The sequence below is a fragment of the Aestuariivita sp. genome (assembly GCF_021404545.1).
Classification (GTDB): Bacteria; Pseudomonadota; Alphaproteobacteria; order Rhodobacterales; family Rhodobacteraceae; genus Aestuariivita.
Window position 1 is genome coordinate 1 of the sequence record NZ_JAAWWD010000020.1, and the last position, 22,457, is coordinate 22,457.

The window sequence follows — 22,457 nt, forward strand, 5'->3', positions numbered from 1 at the left end:
TTGCGAAAGGGTGTACTCAAAAAAGGGGCGCGCCCGGCGCCCTTGACGTAGATTGGGCCTTTCCAGCCGGTGATTTCGCGCAGTTCGAGGATCTTGATTTCAAGATCGTCCGGCCCGGTCCAGTCAGGATGACGACACGCAGAGCGTTGGTCGATCCCCTTGGGCAGGTTGCGCATCTCCGCCACGCGGTCCGAGATCTTCTGCCCCAGTAGCATACCGCCGCCGCCTGGCTTCGCGCCCTGGCCTACAACAATCTCGATCGCGTCCGCCTTTCGGAGATCGTTTGGATTCATGCCGTAACGCGACGGCAGGTACTGATAGACAAGCTTGTCGGAGTGGCCACGCTCCTCGGCGGTCATGCCTCCGTCCCCTGTTGTGGTAGATGTCCCGGCGGCAGAGGCTCCGCGCCCCAGTGCCTCTTTGGCCGGGCCGGACAAGGCACCGAACGACATGCCTGCGATGGTGATGGGGATGTCCAGCTCAATGGGGTTTTCTGCGTGAAGGCCACCGATGGTTACTGAGGTTTCGCATTTCTCGCGATACCCTTCGAGTGGATAGCGCGAGATGGAGGCCCCCAGAAAAAGCAGGTCATCAAAGGATGGCACCTTGCGTTTCGCACCGCCTCCCCGGATGTCGTAAATGCCGGTCGCCGCAGCACGTCGGATGTCAGAGTTGATATCCTGACTGAACGTTGCGGATTGGCGCGGCGTTGTGTGGGGGATCCCCTTGCTATCGTGTGAATTCATATCCTGAGACCCTTAATACGCAGCCGCGTTATCAATATCGAAATTATAGAGGTTCCGTGCAGAGCCGTAGCGCGTGAACTCTTCAGGTTTGGCATCGCATCCCGCCTGTTCCAGAAGCAGCGTCAGAAGCTCGATATGCTCTGGCCGCATCTCCTTTTTCTCACAGTCGGCGCCCAGTGATTTTACGTTGCCACGCACAAAAAGGCGCGCTTCATAGCAACTGTCGCCAAGTGCGTCGCCAGCGTCGCCGCAGACCACAAGATTGCCCGATTGCGCCATGAAGGCGCTCATATGGCCGATGTTACCGTGTACGACGATGTCGATACCCTTCATCGAAATGCCGCAACGCGACGAAGCATTGCCCTTGATCACCAGCAAACCGCCATGCCCTGTTGCCCCGGCGTATTGAGAGGCGTCGCCTTCGATCACCACTTTGCCGGACATCATGTTCTCGGCCACGCCCGGTCCGGCTGAGCCGTCAATGTTGATCGTTGCCTGTTGGTTCATACCTGCACAATAGTAGCCGGTGGACCCTCTGACGGTGACGTCTATGGGCGCATCAAGCCCACAGGCGATCGCATGGCTGCCTTTTGGATTCACAATTTCCCATGTGGTCTGGTTTGTGGTTGCGGCCTGTGCATGCAGTGCCTTGTTCATGTCACGAAGGGAGACCTTGGCCATGTCGATTGTTTGCATCTCAGGCTGCCTTTTCAGTCGTTGTCGGGGCTGTTGTATGGCTCCAGAAATAGACGGTCGCGGGTTCTGGTTCCCATACGCGCGCTGTTTCGATACCCGGCAGGTTGACCAGCGCGCGGTACTCCGAGCCGAAGGCCACATATTGAGCGGTTTCCGCCATAACCGCAGGTTTGCAGGCGATCGGGTCGCGGACCACGCCAAAGCCGTCCTTGGTGCCTACAACGAAAGTGAAGAATCCGTCGAGATCGTCCAGAGAGCTTTCCAGTGCTTCACCCAGACTCGCGCCTTCGCGCATTTTCCATGTCAGATAGGCGGCACCCACTTCGGTGTCGTTCTCTGTTTCGATATGAATGCCTTCGCGGCGCAGCTTGCGACGCAGGGAGTTATGGTTCGACAGCGAGCCATTGTGCACAAGGCATTGATCGTCGCCCGTGTTGAAAGGGTGCGCGCCCATGGTGGTGACGGCGGATTCGGTTGCCATGCGGGTGTGGCCGATCCCGTGCGTGCCGTGCATGTTGGCGAGGCCGAAGCGGTCGGCAACGTCTTTGGGCAGACCCACCTCTTTATAGATTTCCAGCGTTTCGCCGCGGCTCATCACACGGATACCTGGTCTCAAATCGGTTATGATGTCGCGTACCCGGGCAACGCTGTCCGCCGGGATGTTGAGAACGGCATGGGTCGAGCGCACCAAGACGCTGACCGAAGCGCCCAAGGCTTTGCTTAACGCGTCATCTAGGCCCACAAAATCAAGCTCTGGCGTATCTGACTGAACTGTCAGCTTCATCTTTCCGTTCGCTTCATCGCCGTAGATGGCGATCCCGGCACTGTCGGGGCCGCGATCAGTCATGGTGATCAGCATATCAGTCAGCAGGTCGCCCAGCTTTGGCTCCAGGCTTTTATCTTTCAGGAATAGACCCACAATTCCGCACATAACGAAGTCCTCATCTACGCCCTCTTTGTCAGGGCACGCGACTCAGACGGTAGCATTGAACCAAAGACCCCTCAACTGAGAAGAATTAAATTTTCACTGCAGGAAACATCCTGCTGCTGGTAAAGCCTGTCCTGTCAGCAGAGTGAGAGGGTCTGCGTGTTCGCTGTGGCGTTACAACGGCGGCGAAGCGGACCAGTTGCCAGGGCTGTTACGATCTGTTCGCTTTCTGAGGATAGGAGATGATCGAAAGGTACCTGGCTGGCAACTCGGTCAGTTCTTCCGGACCATGTGGTGCGTCCGCGTCAAAGAACAGCGTGTCGCCCGGCCTTAGAGAATAGACATCGGCACCGTGACGATACTCTACGGCGCCTTCCAGCATGTAGATCGTCTCAATGCCGCCGTGTTGAAAGGTATCAAATGTATCGCTCTCGGAGGTCAGTTCGATCAGGTAGGGTTCAACGATGACACCGCTGGAATTGCTGCCGATATGGCCAAGTAAATTGTACTGATGCCCGGCGCGGGTTCCGGCCCGCTCTGTTTCTACACCTTCGCCTGATTTGGTGAACACGGCTTCGCGACGCTCTTCATATTGCCGAAAGAGAGAGGTGATCGGAACCGAAAGTGCATTGGCCAGCGTCTGGAGCGTTGAAAGGGAAGGGGAGGTGTTGCCGTTCTCGATCTTTGACAGCATGCCGATGGACAGGCCGGTTGTTTCCGAAAGCTCGGCCACTGTGGTGCCTTGGGATTTGCGATAGCTGCGCACGACACGGCCGATCGCGACCTCAAGCACTTTTTCGCGCGGCGCGCGCAACGAATGCGGGTCTTGTGTGAGACGCTCCACCATGTTGCCCCCGTTTCAGCGACTGATATCCAATATACTCCTTACGTGGACCTGGGGGAGGCGTCCATATTGCATACTGTAAGAGCGCGCAGGCCTTGACGATCCTGTTGAAGGCCGAGCTCTGCGCACACGCGTCTGATCAGCTTTTTCGCGGTACCTTTGTAATAGCCTTTGCGACCTTGGTATTGGCAGCAACAGACAGCTGGTTAACCAGTGCGTCGCGCGCTGATTCCAAGTGTGCCAGAGATGCGGCACGGGCTTCCACGCGGTTTCTGTCTTGCAGGGCCTCGGCCAAGAGACGCATCTCCACCAGTGAATCTTGCCGCCGCCGCGGGTCGCTCATCAGCTGCGAGCGCAGATAAGAGATGCGATCAATAACGTTCTCCAGCGCACGCCGGATTTCGCTATTGCGGCACCCTGCGAACAGGACGCCGAAAAACTGATCTTTTGCGGTTCGGATCTTTTTGAGGTCGTTGGCGTGAATGCCCGCTTCGATTGCTTCGAATGCGATGCCGATATCTTCAACCTCTTGATCGCTGGCGCGTTCGGCGAACAACTCGGCTGCGAGTGTTTCGACAGAGGCGCGGAGTTCAAATATCTCGAAGATGCTGCGCGTAGAGAGTTTGGCAACCGTATAGCCACGGAAGGATTGTCTTACAATCAAGCCTCGAGCTTCGAGGTGCGACAACGCCTCACGCAGAACTGATCGACTGGCGCCGGTCATTTCGCTCAGCTCCCGCTCGATGAGTTTCTCGCCTCCCTGATACCGCCCGGAGAGGATTGCCTCGCGGATCCATGTCTGGGTCGCTTCGCGCAAAGAGGTCTCCGGAGCTGAGGTGTTTTCCCCTTGGTGCGAGGCGCTGCTGCCTTGCTCTGGGGTTTCGGTGGGAAGGTCGACGATCGTACTCATTATAGACTCCTTGTCTGTTCCCAGCGGACGGATCGAGGAAGAGCGGATTTTTACTTTGGGTGCACCAGTTCAGCACACGGTCGAATGGTAGCAGGAAATCTACATGTGCAAGACAGCTGATGCAAGAGTTTGTATGACAATAATCAGTGCTGCGTATCGGGCTTACGTATTTTACGGGGATTTTTCCCTTATAAATCCGCGATTTTCGACGAGAACGGTGAGACTCGCTTCTCCATCTCCATTTTTTGTATACAAAATGAAGAACTCATGTCATGAATATTTCATTCAGGCCTAAGAATCGCCTCTTTGACAGTAATTTTGTCAGACAAGGCGGCGGAATGGTCATCTGGCGTAATCAACGCCTGTTCGACTTTGTTCGGACCTGACCCAAAGGGGGGAAACAGATGAGTGAGAAGACACGTACCTTTTCCAAACCAATCATGGCTTCGGTTTTTGGATTGTTCATGGGGGCGACCACCGTGTCGGCCGAGACGATAACACTCAACGACAACCCGTACCCGTCGTTTCAGGCGATCAAGCACATGCTGGTGATCTTGCTGGAGGAACGTCTTGGATATGAGGTGGAAACCAAGCCTGGTGAAAACTCGGCCGTTTGGGCAGGGATGGACGCAGGCGAGGGTGATTTTGATGTCCACGTGGATACCTGGTTGCCAAACCAAGGGGCATTCTACGCAAGATATGTCGAAGAGGCTGGCACAGTGGATTACAGCCGTAAACCCTATCATGGATCGGGTGGCTTTTGTGTTCCGCGTTACTTCTACGAAGAACAGAATGTGACGTCGGTCTTTGATCTGGCGCGCCCCGAAATTGCTGCGCAGCTGGACAAAGATGGCGACGGCAAGGGCGAGATCTGGATCGGGCGCAACGGCTGGGTCTCGACGAATGAAAACATGGTAAAGGTACGAGACTATGGTCTTTCGGAAAGCCTCCAGTGGGTCCGCGCCGAGGTTGGTGTCAACCAGGCCGCGATGGCTGACGCCGTCAAAAAGCGCGAAGGCTATGCAACATTCTGCGCAAAGCCAGATTCAGTCTGGGAGGCCTATGACCTCGTGCAACTGGAAGAGCCAGAGAATGATGGCAGGGGGTGCTGGAATCTTGTGGCCCAATCCGAGGACGACTGGTTTGAGCGGTCCAAGATCACGTGTGCCAGCGCACCTCTGACCATGCAGATGGCCTGGTCCAAAAGCCTGGAAGAGCGCGCGCCGCTTGCGGTCGAACTGATGGCCAACATCGAACTGGATATCGAAACGGTCAACACCTGGTCCTATCAGATCGGCCATGAAGGCAAGGATCCCGAGGCGTTGGTGCGCGAGTGGATGACGCAGAATGCAGAGCGCATCGATAGCTGGTTCGGCATCTGATTTTTCCCGGTCAGCGCGAGGCAGATCATTGTCTGGCGCTGATCTTGATCCCGGTCCAGTGAGACATAGAACAATGCCATTAGATGCAGCTATCGAGCTTAGGAATGTCTGGAAGATATTCGGTTCTACGAATGGTTCCATTCTAGAGGAGATCCGTTCCGGCAATATCAGCAAAGCCGAAGCGCTAGAGCGGCACAATTGCGTGATCGGCGTCGCAGACGTTTCTCTTTCGATCGCAGAAGGCGAGTTGTTTTGCGTCATGGGCCTTTCGGGCAGCGGCAAATCCACTCTTGTGCGTCACATTAACCGTTTGCTGGAACCGACATTTGGCGAAATCCATGTTGCTGGCGATGCGATAACGGATCTTGATGCAGCGGCATTGCGGAGGTTTCGCAACGAGCATATTGCGATGGTCTTTCAGAACTTTGCGCTGATGCCGCATCGAACGGTCCTGGACAATGTCGCGCTTCCACTTGCGATCCGAGGCCTCGCGCAAAATCACCAACTTGCCCGGGCGCGGGCCGCGCTAAAAATGGTTGAGCTTGCAGAGTGGGCCGACAAGTTTGCCTATGAACTTTCGGGCGGGATGCAGCAAAGGGTCGGGCTTGCGCGGGCCATCGCCGCCGATTCCGAAGTTCTGCTGATGGATGAACCCTTTAGTGCGCTTGACCCGTTGATCCGGCGCCAGTTGCAAGACGAGTTCATGAAGCTGGCCTCAATCATGAGCAAGACCACTGTTTTTATCACTCATGATCTTGAGGAAGCGGTTCGGATCGGAGATCGGATCGCCATAATGAGAGACGGCGGTGTCGTTCAGATCGGTACGCCCGAAGACATCGTCATGGCACCCGCAGATGACTACGTGCGGGACTTTGTCTCGGGCATCTCACGTCTCAAGATCGTCCGTGCCAGTGCGTTGATGACCGACATTGACATATGGGCTGAACACCACGGCGCGCTCCCGACCGACGCATTGCAGATGCCCGCAGACGCCAAGCTGGAAGAGGTCATCAAGGCGTCGGCGCACACGGATGGGCCGATCATCGTCCACAACGACGGTGAGATGCCTGTCGGTATTATCACAAAGTCTGACCTGCTGGAGGCCGTTATCGACGGTGACAGCACATGACGGCCTTCGAGAGCGGCAACAAAGACAAGGCCGTCGCACAATTCACAGGCTCCAGAAACCAGGCGTATTATGCACAAGCATTTCACGCCATCGGAGAGAGCCGCCACTTTGTCTGGACGGTGAACCGCGCGGCCCTGTTGCTGGGGCCGATCTGGTTCGGATTCAGGGGGTTGTGGCAGTGGATGCTCGCCTTCACGATACTTGAGACATTTGCCTTGATCCTGATCGGGCGGGGACTTTGGGCTGATCTTACCCAGTCGGTTGGTGCGCGGATCGCATCGATTGAAATCCAGTTGGACCTGCGCAAGGAGCAGCTGGAAACCGCTCTCGCCGAAGGGTCGAACAGCGTTGCAGCGCTGCGGCGAAACATCGAAGGGCTTGAAGGGATCATCGCTCAGGCCCAATCCGAGATGCTGGAGATTGAAGCAGGTCGTTTCGGGTTGTTTTTAACTGGCTTGGCCCTTTTCCTTGGTGCACGTCTGATTATGTCCGTCCTGGCAAATCCGTTGCTGGCCCGATCGTTTGCATCCTGGCGGGCGACGCGACAGCGGCCCCAGCTATCCCCGTTCGGGCGGCTCGCCGTCGCGGTCGCTTTCGTGCTTGGCATCCATGCCGTGAACTACTCATTCTATGTTTTCGCGCTGGATGTGCCGTTCATAAAAAGCTTTCCGACAACAGCTGACATCCGCGCCTACGCCGTTGATGCGATTGAGGATGCTTTTGATTTTCTGACCATTCATGGTGATGGCTTTTTTGACGCGATCAGCTTCGGTATCCGCGTCGTGCTCGACGCGCTGGAAACCGTCTTTGTGGAGACGCCGTGGATGGTTGTCGCCGCCTTTGTGATCGGTGTGACAGCCCTGTCTGCCAATGTGCGCTCTGCCGTGATCGCGGCGGTGTTTCTTGCCTATATCGGATCCGTCGGTTTGTGGGTTCTGGCGATGCAGACCCTGGCCCTGTTGGGCACAGCCGCATGCATCAGCATCAGTCTGGGCATCCCCTTGGGCATCTATTCGGCGCGGCGTCCTCGTTTCTACAGGGTGATCCGGCCGATCCTCGACATGCAGCAAACCATGCCGACATTTGTTTACATGATCCCGGTCATCGCCTTTTTCGGGACTGGCAAAGCCGCCGCGGTTGTCACGTGTTTGATCTTTGGCATGCCGCCGGTGGTGCGTCTGACGGTTCTGGGCATCCAGGGTGTTCCAGCATCCATTCGCGAAGCCGCGGTCGCGTACGGGTCTTCTGAATGGTATCTGATGACGCGCGTGGAGTTGCCACTTGCTGCGCCCAGTATCCGCGCCGGGATCAACCAGACCATCCTGCTCAGCCTGCTGACTGTTGTTGTTGCGTCGCTGATCGGTGCAAAGGGTCTGGGCGAAGATGTTCTGGAAGCGCTGCAATACGCGTCGATTGGCCAGGGCCTTTTGGCGGGGCTGGCAATTCTCTTCCTCGCGAAGATCCTCGATCGTATTTTCATGGGAAAAAACGATGGTGTCTGATCCGTTCGATTTCATCATTGTTGGCGCGGGATCTGCCGGCTGCGCGTTGGCCGCGCGGCTCACTGAAGGTGGCGAGTTCCGGGTTTTGTTGCTTGAGGCAGGGGGCGAGGCGACACATCCCTGGATGTCGACGCCTTTGGGTGTGGGCCGGATGCTTGCTGATCCTTCTGTCCTCTGGGCGTTCGAGACAGAGCCCGAACCGGAAATGAACGATACACGCCTGTTCTGGCCACGGGGAAAGGTTTTGGGCGGATCGAGCAGCATCAACGGCATGCTCTATGTGCGCGGCGACCCGGTACTCTACGATAAATGGCGCGACACGGATTGCCCGGGCTGGGGATACGAAGACCTGCTTCCCTTGTTCAAGCGAATAGAAGACCGCAAGGGTGGCGACCCAGACTGGCGCGGTGTCGGCGGCCCGATCAAGGTGACGGATGTTGCCCATAAGGATGCAATCACGGAAGCCTTCTTTCATGGATGCCAGTCCATCGGCATTCCGGCGACGCATGACTACAACACAAAGACCTACGAGGGCGTCTCGTATCTGCAGCTTTCAGTGGAGAATGGCAAACGGTGCAGCGCCGAGCGGGCTTATCTCAAACCGGCACGCCACCGCGAGAATCTTGAGGTGCAAACGCAGGCCCTTGTGACGCGTGTCGTCTTTGAAAGGGGCAGGGCGGTTGGTGTTGAATGGCGCACCAAGGATGGGGGGCTCGAAGTCTCCACGGCCCGAAAGGAGGTCATCCTCTGTGGCGGGGCGCTGTGTTCTCCGTTGATACTCGAGCGCTCCGGGATCGGGGATGCCGCTGTGCTGGATGCCCATGACATTGATCGAACCCTCCATTTGCCCGGTGTGGGCGCCAATCTGCAAGACCACCTGAACGTGCGTATAACTTATGAGACCGACCGGGCGATCACATTGAACGACGCGCTGAACAATCCGGTGCGCGGCGCAATGATGGCCCTGAAGTATGCATTGACCCGCCGGGGACTGATGGCCACATCCACTGTCACCGTACATGCGCTGATGAAGAGCGACGCGGGTTTGTCGTCACCTGATCTGAAGCTGCAGGTTGCGCATGTGACGGGCAAGGATCGGTTTTCGATGGCAAAGGGCCTGGGGATTGATCCCTGGCCCGGCTTCAGCCTGAACGCGTTTCAGCTTCAGCCGGCGTCACGTGGCAGCATCCATATCCGATCAGCCGATCCGGCAGATGATCCGGTGATCAAGGCACAATATCTGACGGATCCAGACGATCAAAAGACAGTGGTGAAAAGCCTGAGACTCCTGCGAGACTTGGCGAAAACGCCGGAGGTATCGGGTCTGATCAAACGTGAAGTTCTTCCGGGGCCGGATGTCACAACCGATGATGAACTGCTCGCTTATGCCCGCGCCACGGGCCAGACCAGTTGGCACACTGTCGGCACGTGCAAGATGGGCTCAGATGCGATGGCCGTCGTGGGTTCGGATCTGAAGGTCCACGGTGTCGAAGGATTGCGGATCGCCGATGCCTCGGTCGTCCCGTTTATCGTCTCCGCAAATACCAACGCTGCGGCGTATGTGGTGGCCGAGCGCTGCGCCGATCTCTTGGTGCGCGCCTGGAACGCCCCGCAAGACATCACCATCAACGAGCGCCGAACGGGATGACTGGCGCGTTTGCGCCGTCAGAACTTTTTTCCAACCCTTTGTTAACAAGAGACCGACATGACCAGAAACTACAAAATGCTGATTGACGGGCAATGGGTGGATGCCTCGGATGGGGGCACATTCTCCACGTCAAACCCCGCAACCGGCGAGGTCTGGGCGACCGTGCCAGAGGCCACTGCCGAAGATGTGGACAGGGCCGTACAGGCTGCGCATCGTGCTTGCTACGACGGCCCTTGGTCCAGAATGACCGCGACAGAGCGCGGTCATTGTCTGCGCCGTCTGGCCGACCTTCTTGCCGAGAATTCAGAAGATTTTGGCGCGATCGAAACCCGCGACACGGGCAAATTGCTCAAGGAAACGCGGTGGCAGTCCAGATACATATCGGAGTTCTTGCAGTTTTATGCAGGGGCTGCGGATAAGATCCACGGCGAGACACTGCCAATCGACAAGCCGGACATGTTCGTGTTCACAGAGCGTGAGCCGCTTGGGGTCATCGCTGCGGTTGTGCCATGGAACAGCCAGATGTTCCTGACAGCCGTGAAGATTGGCCCCGCTCTGGCGGCGGGCAATACGGTAGTGCTCAAGACTTCGGAATTCGCGCCCGCCGTGATCCTTGAATTTGCGAAACTGTTCGCTCAGGCTGGACTGCCTGATGGTGTGATCAACATCGTGACCGGGCATGGCGACCCCTGTGGCAAGGTTCTAACCTCGCATCCGTTGGTCGCACGCATATCCTTTACCGGCGGTCCCGTGGCGGCCAAGCACATTCTTGCGAATTCAACAAACAACTTCGCTCAGGTGTCCCTGGAACTGGGAGGCAAGTCGCCCTTCATCGTGTTCGAGGATGCCGATATTGAAAGTGCGGTGAACGGCTCTGTCTCGGGCATTTTCGCGGCCTCGGGGCAGAGCTGCGTCGCGGGGTCACGGTTGATCGTCCATGAGGACGTTGCGGATGAATTCCTTGAGCGGATGATCAAGATTGCAGGCCAGGTGAAAATCGGTGACCCGATGCTCGATGAGACCGAGATGGGACCTTTGTGTACCTATGGCCAACTGGCAACCACCGAGCGCGAAGTCGCGCGCGCATTAGAACAGGGTGGAAAGCTTCTGTGCGGCGGCAAGCGCGCAGAGGGGCAGGGCAGTGACATGTTCTATGAGCCCACCATCATTGAGTGCCCGGGGCCACATCTGGACATCGTCGATACTGAGTTATTCGCGCCGGTGCTCAGCGTGTTGCGCTTCAGGACCGAAGACGAAGCGCTGGCGCTTGCGAACGACACCGAACATGGGCTGGCTGCGGGGATATTCACCCGCGACAGTGCCCGCGCGTTGCGTATGTCGCGACGGGTGCGGGCCGGCATTGTCTGGGTGAACACCTATCGTGCCGTCTCTCCTATCGCGGAGTTCGGAGGCCTGAAAAACTCGGGCTATGGGCGCGAAAGCGGGTTTCAGGCGATCTATGACTACACCCGTCCGAAAACCGTGTGGATGAACACGTCATCTACCCCTCTGGGCAGCCAGTTCGTCGCGAGGTGACCCCAGAAACCGACAAAAAGATGAGAGCGCATGCAAAACATATTTGGTGCGCTTGCGGCCAAGAGCGGGGAATGGCCCGCGAAATACACGCACGTGTGGTGCTGATCGACGCGTTGATGCCACGACCTGCAAAATCGAAGGAATTTGGAAATGCCAGTTGAAATCCGCCGTACTGTGTTGTGGCAACAAACGACCTTTCTGGAAGGGTGGCAAACCGTCCCGAAACCCACAAAGCTTGTGGCGGCTATGGCCATCATCAAGAATCCCTGGTTCGGGCGGGGTCATGTGCAGAACATGAGCTCAGAGATTCAGGAACACGGGCCGGTGCTGGGCAAAATGTTGACGGATATGTTGCTGGACGTGACGGGCGACCGGCTGGAGGGGTGTGGCAAGGTATCCGTTGTCGGCATGGGTGGAGAGATCGAACACGCACAGGCGCTGACCCATACCTTGCATTTCGGCAATCAGTTTCGCGAGGCAATCAATGCCAAGTCATACCTCATTTTCTCTAACACGAGGGGGGCCGCGAACTGCGCGATTACGATACCGCTGATGGACAAGGACGATGGGGGCCGACGGTCGCATTATCAGACCATCCAGACCAGCATCGCTGACGCTCCGGCAGAGGATGAAATTGTTGTCGGACTGGGCGCATCCGTTGGCGGACATCCCAATCACCGGATTGGCGACCGCTATGAAGATCTGCGCGAAATGGGTCGCGACGTCGATAACCCGGCGGGTGTCTGATGCCGTTCTGCGCAAAGAGCGCATTCTCGACGCTTGGCGGTTGTGAGGGCGCGCCGCCGATTGCGTCGCACCGCCGGATCATGCGGTGGTGTGACGTCGCGTGGACGTGGATCACCCCGATATGGGGGTGGGTAATCATCAACGCTCTGCGCGAATGGTGCTCTGCGCCGCCGCAACTGATCGACGCCTGTGCCTGTGATCCCGGCGCTGGTCGCCCATCAGAAAATATCGACTGGACGCGGCGCTCGCCCAGTTTGCGGAGGAATAGATGATGGTAGCCACGCAACCAGGACGCGTTCTGAGGCCGCTGTTGCGGGCAATAGGCTTGGGGCTTTTCGGCTACATGATCTATGCCACCCTGTTTGGACCTTACAAGACCACTGTGGTCCATCTGGCAATTTTTGCCGCTGCGACGTTGTCCATCACCTTTTTGGGACGCAAACGGTCGGACGCTCCGGTATTACGCGCGGGGCAATGGGCGCTTGATGTCGTGGCAACGGCTGCGGCCGTTTGTGGTTTTGTGTACATCATCATCGGCTACGAACGTCTTTTGAACCTCTGGGGGTCGAGCTATCTGACCCAACTCGATGTGGTGATGGGCCTGGTTCTGGTCGCCGTCGCGCTGGAGGCCGCGCGCAGGCAATCGATTGTGCTGGCTATTCTGGGCGTCGCAAGCTGCGCCTATATGCTGTTCGGTGACAGGCTGCCGGGGGTCTTTTCGCATGCCGGTATGGACGTACAGCGCTTTACCTATGTGGTGACCTATACCAGCGAGGGCATATTTGGCACCGGTCTGAAGGTGGCGGCCACGTTTCTGTTCATGTTCATGATGTTCGGGGCGACGCTTCAGGCGACGAAAACCGGTGACTTTATCATGAACCTGGCCAATGCCGGGCTGGGCCGACAAACAGGTGGCGCGGCCAAGGGGGCGATGGCGGCCTCTGCCGGGCTGGGTACGATGGTTGGCAGTTCCGTGGGCAACGTCGTCGCGACGGGGTCTTTCACGATTCCCTTGATGATCAGGACTGGCTTCAAACGCCATGTTGCCGCCGCAGTGGAGACCAACACCTCAGAGGGTGCGCAACTGGTGCCGCCGATCATGGGTGCCTCGGCCTTCATCATGGCGCAAGTCACCGGCATTTCTTATGCGACCATCGCGCTGGCGGCGATCATACCTGCGTTCTTGTATTATCTGTCGCTCTATTGGGTGATCCACATTGAGGCGTTGAAGGAAGGGCTGCGCGGTCTGCCCGAAAGCGAAATCCCCTCTATGCGCGAGTGTTTCCACGACGGCTGGCACCTGATCTTGGCGCCAGTATTGCTGTTCTACCTGCTGATTGTGGAATCCTATACAGCCCCCTATGCGAGCCTCATTGCACTTGCGGTGGCCCTTGTCGTTGGCGCCGCGCGGACTGTGACCCGAACGTCTCTGGCCGACCTGCTGCGCCATCTGGATGACGGCGTGCGGCAGGCCGCGGCGATTACGGCGCTGATCATTTCCATTGGATTGCTACAGGCAGCGATCGTGTCGACCGGGCTGGGGCCACGCCTGACCGAGATTATCCTGGCAGTCAGCGACGGGTCGATGCTGATCACCGCGCTGCTGGCGGTGGTTGCTGCTACGTTGCTGGGCATGGGGATGCCAACTCCGATTGCCTATCTTCTGCTGGCGATGTTCGCGGCTCCGGCGCTGATCACAGCGGGCGCGCCAGTACTGGGCACCCATTTGTTCCTGTTCTATTTCGCGATCAAATCCGGCTCGACACCGCCGGTTGCAATTGTCGCTGTCGTTGCCGCCGGCATTGCGCAGGCGAATTGGTGGAAGACCACGATCGTGGCTTTCACGCATTCACTTCCCGGGTTCATCGTCGCCTTTATGTTCCTCTATTCCGAGGCCCTGCTGATGCAGGCGGATTGGCTGTCTACGATCCTCGCCCTGTTTACAGCCAGCATTGGCGTGTTCGCCATGGCTGCCGGGATTCAGGGGTGGTGTGGGGGCTGGCTCACATGGGCAGAGCGCATCGCGCTCGCCGTGGCGGCCGTCGCGATGCTGTACCCAGGCCAGTTGATTGGACTGATCGGATTGGCAGTTGTCGCTGCCATCTATTTTTATCGGCAACACAACCCACACAAGGGCCGGATCTACAACGCAACCAAAACCAATAGGGAGAAAGCACAATGAAACACTTGATGACCGGAGTAGTGCTGGCGCTTGCCTGCACAAGCGCGCAGGCGCAGGAACAGGCCTCCATCGGGGCAAGCGGGTCGGGATCTGGCCCTTACATCAATGGGGCACAGATGGCTGATGCGGCCAACGGGTCGCAGGAAGACTTCAAGTTTTCGGTCCAAACCACAGGTGGATATCGTGACAATCTTGGCTTGGTGTTGACCGACAAGGTCGATGTCGCGCTCAACACGCTGATCACGCTCAACTCTGCCTACAATCAGCGTGGCCAATACGGTGACTCCCCCATGGCGGAAGACTTCAAACGTCTACGCTATGTCTTCAGCTTCGGGGCTGTGCCTCAGAATATCTTCGTGCGTGAAGACAGCGGCATCACCTCTCTGCAAGAGATCAAGGGCCATTCCTTCAACATCAACATCCCGTCGAGTTTTACCCATGGAATGAACCTCAAGATGCTCGAAGCGGCGGACATCCCGCTCGATTCCTTCGATCCCGGACAGGTCGCAACGGGGCAAGTGTTCGATGAGATCCAGAACGGAATTTTTGTCGGCGGCGCGCATGTCTATCAACTGGGTCTTGGCAATGCACAGCGTTTGTCAGCAACCACACCGATCCGCTACCTTGATGTGCCGGAGGATGTCGTTTCCAAAATGAACGAGGAGTACCATGGTTTGCTGGTGCCGTACGAGATCCCGGCGGGCACGTACAATGGGCAAGACCAAGCGATCAAGACCTTTGGTCTGGCTCAGGTGATCTTTACCGATGAGAACGCTGATGAAGAGATGATTTATCAGTTCACCAAGGCGTTCTGGGAAAACCTTGAGGAGATGCAGAGCACCAACACCAGCTTTGCTAATATGACGCCGGACCTCGGGGCCAAGCTCTACGGTGTGCCGATGCACCCGGGCGCCGAGCGGTATTTCAAGGAAATCGGGGCAATGTAAGCTTGTTTCCGAGGCAGGAACGCCCGGTCTAAAGGGCGTTCCACGCATTCTTTTTGACCCTGGACAGCCGTTTGGGCGGCGGGGTCGTCGCTTTCATCGTCGCTGAAGGGCTTGGCCGTGGCGCCAAAGCAAAGGGATCTGACTCATGCCTGTCACGAAAGATGGCACTGCCTATGACTTTACTGGCCCCGAGCAGGCACCGGTTGTGGTGCTGATCCACGGGCTTGGCCTGACCCGGAGCAGCACGTGGGGCACCATCGCCACGGGTCTTGCGGAGCGTTACAGAGTGCTGACGTACGATCTGCTGGGCCACGGCGACACGGCGGTGCCACGTGGTCCTGTCAGTCTGACAGCGTTGAGCGCTCAACTGATCGCGCTCTTGGATACGCTAGATATCTCACAGGCCGCGCTCGTAGGGTTCTCATTGGGTGGTATGATCAACCGGCGCTGCGCCATGGATCATCCCGACCGGGTGAGCGCGCTTGTGATCTTGAATTCGCCCCACGACAGGGGCGCAGACCAGCAACGGATTGTCGAAGACCGTGCGCGTGGCACCGCCAGCGGAGGACCTGAGGCTGGCATAAATGTGACATTGGCGCGTTGGTTCACCGAGGGTTTTCGTCGTCACCATTCGGACCGGGTCGCGGACATCCGTGAGACAGTTCTGAAAAATGATCACGCAAACTATGCCGCCCACCGTCAGGTCCTTGCGTCTGGCGTGACCGAGCTGATCGCACCCTCGCCTCCGATCACCTCCCCAATGCTGGTGATGACCAGTGAAAACGACAGCGGCTCAACCCCGGCAATGAGCCACGCCATCGTCGCCGAGACGCCCGGGGCAGAAATCTGCATCGTGCCGCATCTTCAACATCTCGGGTTGATCGAACAGCCTGCTCTGTTCAGCGAACCGGTTGGGGACTTCCTCAATCGCGTTCTGACTTAATAAAAAGGAATACAACATGACCCAACTTTCCGGAGGGTACGCCGCAGTAGAGGCGCTGAGGGCTGAAAAAACCGAATTTGTGTTTGGCCTGATCGGATCGGCAACAATGGAAATGTTCGATGCGCTATATGACGCCAAGGACATCGGATTTATCGGCGTGCATGACGAACGTACAGGCACCCATATGGCCGACGGCTATGCGCGCGCATCGGGCAATACCGGCGTGGTCCTGGCGGGTCAGAACGGCCCTGGTACGACCAACCTGGTAACGGGCCTTGCACAAGCCAAAGCGGCCTATACGCCAATCGTGTCCATTGGCGGAGCCCTGGCCCAGGGTCACGTGTATCGGGATGCGTTCCAGGAGGTGGATCAACAGGCATTGTTCACGCCGATCACCAAAAAGACCATGACATCGCCATCGGCCGATCGCGTTCCCGAACTGGTCCAGGAGGCGTTCCGCGTCGCCAATGCGCCCCGCAAAGGTCCGGTGCATCTGAACCTGCCTCGCGATGTTCTGTCCGCTCAGGCCGAATACCCCCCGATGCAGTCCCCAGAGCACTATCGGCCAGTCAGCCCTGCCGCCGCTCCGGCAGAGTCGATTGCCCGCGCGGCCAAATTGTTGGCCGATGCTGCACGCCCGGTCATTATGGTTGGTGGTGCGATCAAGAACACCGGTTCGGCCGATTGCGCCCTGGCGTTGGCCGAGGCTTTTAACGCGCCGCTTGTCTCTTCTCCCGGACATGGCGACGCGATCCCGTTTGGCCATCCACTCAATGCCGGCCAAACAGGGCCGCGGGGCAATGAAGTTGCCTCGCGCCTTATGAAAGAGGCCGATGTGATCCTTGCCCTTGGCACTCGGATCGGCTTCAACGCAACATTCTACAGCTATGACAACATCAATCGTGATGCCGCGATCATCCATGTGGAACAGGAACCCACCGCTATCGGGCGGTACTTCCCTGTCGAGCTGGGCATCTGGGGGGACGCGCCCACGGTTGCAGACCAGTTGCGTGCCGAGGCCGACAAGCTGAGCCGTCGGGCAGAGGCCGATGCGTGGACCGAAAGCTACAAGGCCGAACGGCAAGCCTTTCTCGCCAAGCGCGATGCAGAGGCGGATGTGGCCAATACCATCATCCAGCCCTCGGGCCTGTTCAAGACCCTGCGCGACGTCGCCCCACAGAATGCGGCCTACACGATGGACGCAGGGACGCTCTGCCTTCAGGCCACGGACAAGCTGAACTACTGGGTGCCGAAAAGCCTGTTTACGCCACTGGATTTTGGGTTGGTGGGCTTTTCCTTCGCTGCCGGTCTGGGTGTCAAACTGGCCTGTCCAGAGCGCCCCGTGATCAGCCTGATGGGGGATGGTGGATTTGGCATGACCATCTCAGAACTCTCGACGGCGGTCGATTACGGCATCAACACCGTGACCCTGGTGATGAACAACGGGTGTTGGGGCGCAGAGAAAGCCTATCAGCGCGATTTCTTCAATGGGCGTTATATCGGCGCGGACGTTTCCAGCCCGCCGTTTGACAAGCTGGCGGACCTTTACGGCGCAAAGGGGTATCGTGCGGACACGCTGGCCCAGACGGCTGAGGCGATCGAGGCGGCACTGGAGTGTGGCAAGCCTGCGGTGATTGACGTGATGGTAGACCCGGCAGCGCTCTATTCTTTCCGTCGTGACAGCTTCAAGCACAGAGGAGGCTGAGATGGCCGACAAGACCTTTCCCGCAACCCAAGCGCAGCGCGCCACCGGCGACTGGAACCCTTTTTGGACATCGCTGGAAGAGTTGGATGCCGATTACCTCGAAGCATTCCTACAGTTCCGCTCGGTGCCACAAAGCGGGCCGCTGGATCAGAAAACGAAAGAGCTGATCTTCATCGCCATCAATGTGGCGACCACCCACCTATGGCCGTCTGGTGCGCGGCGGCACATGGCCAACGCGTTGCAGGCCGGGGCGACGAAACAGGAGATTCTTGAGGTGATTCAACTCACTTCAATTATGGGCATTCACTCGATGACAATGGGTGTTCCGATCCTTTTGGAAGAGGTCGAAAAACACAACGCAACGGGTTAGAACCGTTGTTTCGCTCGAGGTCTGAGAGATCCAGTTTCGGCGAAACTCGCTTGTCGCACTCGCGGTCATGGCGCGTTTCTGTGCATTGGTAAAAAAGACAACCTGGTGCGACTTTCCGGTTGCTCTCAGGCTATCTGCGGGTTCATGCTCGAGAGAAATGGGGCCGGCGCGCAAAGACATCTGGGCAAAGTCACAAAGGCGATGCCGCCACAGGCAGATCAGACGGCCTTTTGCGTAGGAACCTAGGCCCAAAGACAGAGTGGTGGCAGGCTCAAATCGGCAAACACCGAGTTGATGGCCACCGTGAAAACCCTTCGGACGCGGTCGTGATTTGGCTCCAGCCGTGAGCGTGTTTTGCGTGTCAGGATTCGCGCCAGATCAGAAAACCCCAACATCTCGGCGATGCGCGTTATCCCGTATATTGTTCCGCCGTGGAATCGTGGTATTGCCAACCCGATGCACAACTTGCCTTTGTTGTGCGGGCAAGAGGAAGCAACCATTGGCGGGTTCTATGAAGAGTAACGATCTCTCTGATACGCTGCGCGTGGAGCGGGTGCGTACCACCTTGAGGGACCAGGTTCTTCACGTTTTGCGCGATGCCATTCTCGATCTGCGGTTCAAACCAGGTGACCGGCTGGTCGAAAGGGAATTGTGCGAACTTGTCGGGGTGAGCCGGACCAGCATTCGCGAAGCGTTGCGGCATCTGGAATCGGAAGGGCTTGTTTCAAATGTTCCGAATGTAGGGCCGAGCGTTGCGGTTGTTGACGTCGTCGACGCAAATCACATCTACGAGCTGCGCGAAACACTCGAAGGCATGGCAGGCAGACTGTTCGCCACACGTGCCTCGGATGCGCAGATTACAGAGCTGCAGGCGGCCATGAAGCAGCTGTCGGCGGCGCTGACGGACCAGGGTGTCCATAGCAAGATACGGGAAACGGAGCATTTCTACGAAGTGCTGCGCACGGGCTGCGGAAATCCTCTGCTGAGTGAGGCTATTTCGCGCCTGCATGGAAAGATCATTCTCTTGCGTGCGTCCTCGATTTCCAACCCGGACCGGGGATTGCAAAGCCTGGACGAGATGCAGGCCATCGTGACCGCTGTCAAAGCACGGGACCCGGATGCGGCGGAGGCCGCCTGCATAGCGCATGTCCATGCGGCGCGCGATGCTGCCCTTTCGACCTTCACCGACTGACATCGGCAAAGACCAGCACCCGGAAACGCTGCTCTGGCCCGGGCATCACTCCATCTGCGCGGGCAGCCATGTGACGATGGACGGATAGAAATAGATGAGCACGACATTGAGCAGGATCACCCCGACAAAGGGCAACACGCCCAGAACGATCTGCTTCATGTCCACATCCCCGCTGATCCCGCGCAGGACGAATAATATGATGCCTACAGGCGGGGTGATCATGCCGACCTCGATCAGCAGAACCAACGCGATACCGAACCAGATCGGATCAAACCCCAGTGCGGTGACGATTGGAAACGTGATCGAGAGCGTCATCAGCATCATCGAAATGGCGTCAATGAACATCCCCATCAGGATGTAGATCAGCCCGATGATTGCCATGATAAGCCACGGTTGCCAATTCAGCGTCTCTACCTGTGCCACCAGTTTCACCGGAAGTTGCAGAGCGTCGAACACCCAGCTGAGAATTGCCGCGCCAACAACGATCATCAGCAGGAAAGACGTGACCTTGACCGTTTCCAGCGCGGTTTCCAACAGCATCGTCATAGTCAACTTGCCGCGCCACAGACACAGCAGCAGCGCAAAGACCGAACCAATGCCGCCAGCTTCGGTTGGCGTTGCAACGCCCAGGTACAGAGATCCCAAAACCAGCGCGATCAGGGCAACGAAGGGCAGTACACCGGCGGTAGACTGCACCTTTTCACTCAGGGTGTAGCTGCGGCCTTGGGGGGCGGCACCGGGTATCGCCAGGGACCAGATAAAGACCACCAGCATGAACGACGCCATCAGCAGCAGGCCGGGCACGATACCCGCGATGAACAACGTCGTCACGGGTGCGCCGACAGTGGTGCCATAGATGATCATCGCAATGCTGGGCGGAATTAGGATGCCCAAAGTGCCGCCAGCAGCAATAACACCGTAGGTCAGCCGGGGGCTATAGCCGCGTTCGATCATTTCGGGGCAGGCGACGGCACCCATCGTGGCTGCGGTTGCAACACTTGACCCAGAGACTGCTGCGAACACACCGCAGGCGCCGATGCTGGCATGGGCAATACCGCCCGGTGTTTTGCCAAACCAGCGGCGCATGACGCCAAACATGTCCGAGGTCGCCCCGCTGCGCAGCAACAGGCCGCCCATCATCACAAACATCGGGATCGCCGTTAGGGTGAAAGAGTTCACACCGTTCCAGGATCGTTCCGCCAGCACTGCGAGCTGCGGTGACGGCAACAAAAAGTAGAGGCCAAACAGGCCAACCGAACCCAGCCCAAGCGAGATCGGTACGCCTGCCAACAGAAAGACAAGGATCGCCGTCACCAGCATCAGACCGATCCAGAGAAGGGACAGGTCGTGGCCGAAATAGAATACGCCCATGACGATGCCGATAAAGCCCGAGAACTCCATCAGAGTCCTGAGCCCGCTCCAGGCCCAGATCGCTGTCAGGAAGACACCATGAATGCCAAGGCTTCCCCAATCGAACGGGCCGCTGGCGATTTTGACAGGGTAGGGGCCCAGAATGAACAGGAATCCAGCCAGTGCGAGCAAGGCACTCGGGACCAGGCTCCAGCGTAGCGCGCCGACCGCAAGCGCCTTGCGGTTGAGGTCGGCCAGGAACGACAGACAGAACAGACAACAGCCGACAGACACCATCAACTGTGGTTTCCACTGTGGTGTCGCAAGCAGTCCCCAGCTTCGGGTGTTGTTGGCGTATTCCTGATAGTTGAACGAAGTCATCTGCCAGGCGGCAAACACGAGAAAGAACAATCCGATCCAGAGCGTGAGGGTGGTCAGCCGGTCTCTGGCTGGTTTGCGCAGAGCGCCAAGGACCAGTTCGACCTGGATATGGGCTTTCTCTTTTTGGGCATAGGCGAGCCCGATGAAGGTGACGGCGATTAGCAGGTAGGTGGCGTACTCGTTCACCCAGACTGTTGGCTCATTAAACAGCCCGCGCGATACAACCTCGAAACAGACGAACAGGATCATTGCCAGAAGCGCCAGCGACCCGGCAATGCCGGCAAGTTGCGAGATCACGTCAATGCCGTCGGAAAACCTTGAGGGTTTGGGCGTGGGCCCCTGTTCGCTTTCATAGGTGGCTGTGTGGTCCACTTTCTGCTCCATCCGCCAGGTATCTTTCTTCTGAGGCACTGCCGCGGGCACTGCGGGCTGTCACGACAAGTCATGTCGCCGGCTCAGTGCTGTGATAAATGCAGATTGTATTATGGCATGTCTAATATTGTCAGGCAATCTTTGCGGTGATAGGAATGAGAGACTCTTCGATGAATGAGGTCTCGCATATGACGACGGTAGCAGCGGCAACGGCTGACATCGGATCCCTGTTCGTGACGCGGCAGTCCGTCACCCTGCGTCAGAGGGTTTACGAGAAGTTGCGGCAAGCCATCGTCGAACGTCGACTGCCGCCTGGCACCAAACTGGTCGAACGTGATCTGTGCGAACAGCTTGGCGTCAGCCGCCCCTCGTTAAGGGAAGCGCTGCGGCATCTTGAATCTGAAAAGCTGATAGAAATGGTCCCGCACAAAGGTTCTGTGGTGGCCGCGCTTAAGCAACGCGACGTGTGCGAGATCTATGACATTCGCGCGGCGCTTGAGGGGCCAGCTTGCGAAAGGTTCGCGCAACTGGCGAGCGAGGATGACATGGCGTCTCTGATGCAAGCTCATGCGCAGCTCTGCAAGGCCGCGTCGCAGAGCGATAGCGATGGTATCTTCCGGGCAAAGACGGCTTTCTATCAGGCGCTTTTTTCCGGCTCTGACTGTGCCATCAGCCAGGTCCTTGTGTCTTCACTAAATACCCGGGCCGAGGTTTTGCGCCGGATGTCGATCGCACGGAAACATCGCTGCCTTCAGATACTGACCGAGTTTGAACCGATCGTGGAGGCGGCGCAGAAACGGGACGGGGCGGCAATGAAGGCGAGCTGCATTGCGCATCTTGAAGCCGCCAAGGCGGCGGCCTTGGAGCAATTGTCCATAGTGGAGCGTGAAAACACCGCACACGACTCCAAACGACCGAACAAAAGCGGGTAACAACAAGGAGAGAGA

The 22,457-nt window shown here is 57.8% G+C and carries 19 protein-coding genes; 13 read left to right on the forward strand and 6 right to left on the reverse strand.

Annotated elements, in window-relative coordinates; all coding sequences use genetic code 11:
* The 5 genes from HEP69_RS08355 to HEP69_RS08375 all read right to left on the reverse strand — a co-directional run.
* Positions 1-746 (reverse strand): glutamate synthase-related protein (locus tag HEP69_RS08355; RefSeq protein WP_290558093.1); only part of this gene is annotated, 746 nt, incomplete at its 3' end.
* Between the two features lie 12 nt (positions 747-758).
* Entirely contained in the window at positions 759-1,442 is a 684-nt protein-coding gene (locus tag HEP69_RS08360) for a GXGXG domain-containing protein (RefSeq protein ID WP_290558094.1), read from the reverse strand.
* Between the two features lies 1 nt (position 1,443).
* Positions 1,444-2,373, reverse strand: a complete 930-nt coding sequence (locus tag HEP69_RS08365) for a glutamine amidotransferase family protein (protein ID WP_290558095.1) — start codon at positions 2,371-2,373, stop codon at positions 1,444-1,446.
* 208 nt (positions 2,374-2,581) lie between these two features.
* Positions 2,582-3,217, reverse strand: a complete 636-nt coding sequence (locus HEP69_RS08370; RefSeq protein ID WP_290558096.1) for an XRE family transcriptional regulator — start codon at positions 3,215-3,217, stop codon at positions 2,582-2,584.
* A 136-nt stretch (positions 3,218-3,353) separates the two neighbouring features.
* A complete protein-coding gene (locus HEP69_RS08375) occupies positions 3,354-4,124 on the reverse strand; it encodes a GntR family transcriptional regulator (protein ID WP_290558097.1) in 771 nt (256 codons plus the stop codon).
* Between the two features lie 404 nt (positions 4,125-4,528).
* Here HEP69_RS08375 and HEP69_RS08380 point away from each other — a divergent pair, with 404 nt between their 5' ends.
* The 12 genes from HEP69_RS08380 (at position 4,529) to HEP69_RS08435 (ending at position 19,407) form a co-directional block, all read left to right on the forward strand.
* Positions 4,529-5,506, forward strand: coding sequence for a glycine betaine ABC transporter substrate-binding protein (locus HEP69_RS08380; RefSeq protein ID WP_290558098.1), 978 nt, complete (start codon positions 4,529-4,531; stop codon positions 5,504-5,506).
* Between the two features lie 73 nt (positions 5,507-5,579).
* Positions 5,580-6,635 (forward strand): betaine/proline/choline family ABC transporter ATP-binding protein, encoded by a 1,056-nt coding sequence (locus HEP69_RS08385; protein WP_290558116.1) that lies wholly within the window; start codon positions 5,580-5,582, stop codon positions 6,633-6,635.
* Positions 6,632-8,137 carry an ABC transporter permease subunit gene (locus HEP69_RS08390; RefSeq protein ID WP_290558099.1) on the forward strand — a complete coding sequence of 502 codons (1,506 nt, stop codon included), beginning with the start codon at positions 6,632-6,634 and terminating at the stop codon, positions 8,135-8,137. The genes HEP69_RS08385 and HEP69_RS08390 overlap by 4 nt, the downstream gene beginning before the upstream one ends.
* Positions 8,127-9,785, forward strand: a complete 1,659-nt coding sequence (locus HEP69_RS08395) for a GMC family oxidoreductase N-terminal domain-containing protein (protein WP_290558100.1) — start codon at positions 8,127-8,129, stop codon at positions 9,783-9,785. Before HEP69_RS08390 ends, HEP69_RS08395 begins: the two co-directional genes overlap by 11 nt.
* Positions 9,786-9,842: 57 nt before the next feature.
* Positions 9,843-11,321, forward strand: coding sequence for an aldehyde dehydrogenase (locus tag HEP69_RS08400; RefSeq protein ID WP_290558101.1), 1,479 nt, complete (start codon positions 9,843-9,845; stop codon positions 11,319-11,321).
* A 150-nt stretch (positions 11,322-11,471) separates the two neighbouring features.
* Positions 11,472-12,068, forward strand: a complete 597-nt coding sequence (locus tag HEP69_RS08405; protein WP_290558102.1) for an amino acid synthesis family protein — start codon at positions 11,472-11,474, stop codon at positions 12,066-12,068.
* A gap of 271 nt (positions 12,069-12,339) precedes the next feature.
* Positions 12,340-14,250: a TRAP transporter fused permease subunit gene (locus HEP69_RS08410; protein ID WP_290558103.1), complete on the forward strand. Its 1,911-nt coding sequence runs from the start codon at positions 12,340-12,342 to the stop codon at positions 14,248-14,250.
* Complete coding sequence (locus tag HEP69_RS08415; RefSeq protein WP_290558104.1) at positions 14,247-15,197, forward strand: TAXI family TRAP transporter solute-binding subunit; 951 nt, start codon at positions 14,247-14,249, stop codon at positions 15,195-15,197. Before HEP69_RS08410 ends, HEP69_RS08415 begins: the two co-directional genes overlap by 4 nt.
* Positions 15,198-15,342: 145 nt before the next feature.
* On the forward strand, positions 15,343-16,140 hold the full coding sequence (locus tag HEP69_RS08420; protein ID WP_290558105.1) for an alpha/beta hydrolase: 798 nt from the start codon (positions 15,343-15,345) through the stop codon (positions 16,138-16,140).
* A 16-nt stretch (positions 16,141-16,156) separates the two neighbouring features.
* Entirely contained in the window at positions 16,157-17,845 is a 1,689-nt protein-coding gene (locus tag HEP69_RS08425) for a thiamine pyrophosphate-binding protein (protein ID WP_290558106.1), read from the forward strand.
* 1 nt (position 17,846) lies between these two features.
* Entirely contained in the window at positions 17,847-18,215 is a 369-nt protein-coding gene (locus HEP69_RS08430) for a carboxymuconolactone decarboxylase family protein (protein WP_290558107.1), read from the forward strand.
* Positions 18,216-18,726: 511 nt separating this feature from the next.
* A complete protein-coding gene (locus tag HEP69_RS08435; protein WP_290558108.1) occupies positions 18,727-19,407 on the forward strand; it encodes a GntR family transcriptional regulator in 681 nt (226 codons plus the stop codon).
* A 45-nt stretch (positions 19,408-19,452) separates the two neighbouring features.
* Here HEP69_RS08435 and HEP69_RS08440 read toward each other — a convergent pair whose 3' ends face one another.
* Positions 19,453-21,510 (reverse strand): TRAP transporter large permease subunit, encoded by a 2,058-nt coding sequence (locus HEP69_RS08440; RefSeq protein ID WP_290558109.1) that lies wholly within the window; start codon positions 21,508-21,510, stop codon positions 19,453-19,455.
* 170 nt (positions 21,511-21,680) lie between these two features.
* Between HEP69_RS08440 and HEP69_RS08445 the strand changes: the two genes are divergently transcribed.
* The gene (locus tag HEP69_RS08445; protein ID WP_290558110.1) at positions 21,681-22,442 is read left to right on the forward strand and encodes a GntR family transcriptional regulator; all 762 of its coding nucleotides are present in this window, start codon (positions 21,681-21,683) and stop codon (positions 22,440-22,442) included.
* Positions 22,443-22,457: the final 15 nt, after the last annotated feature.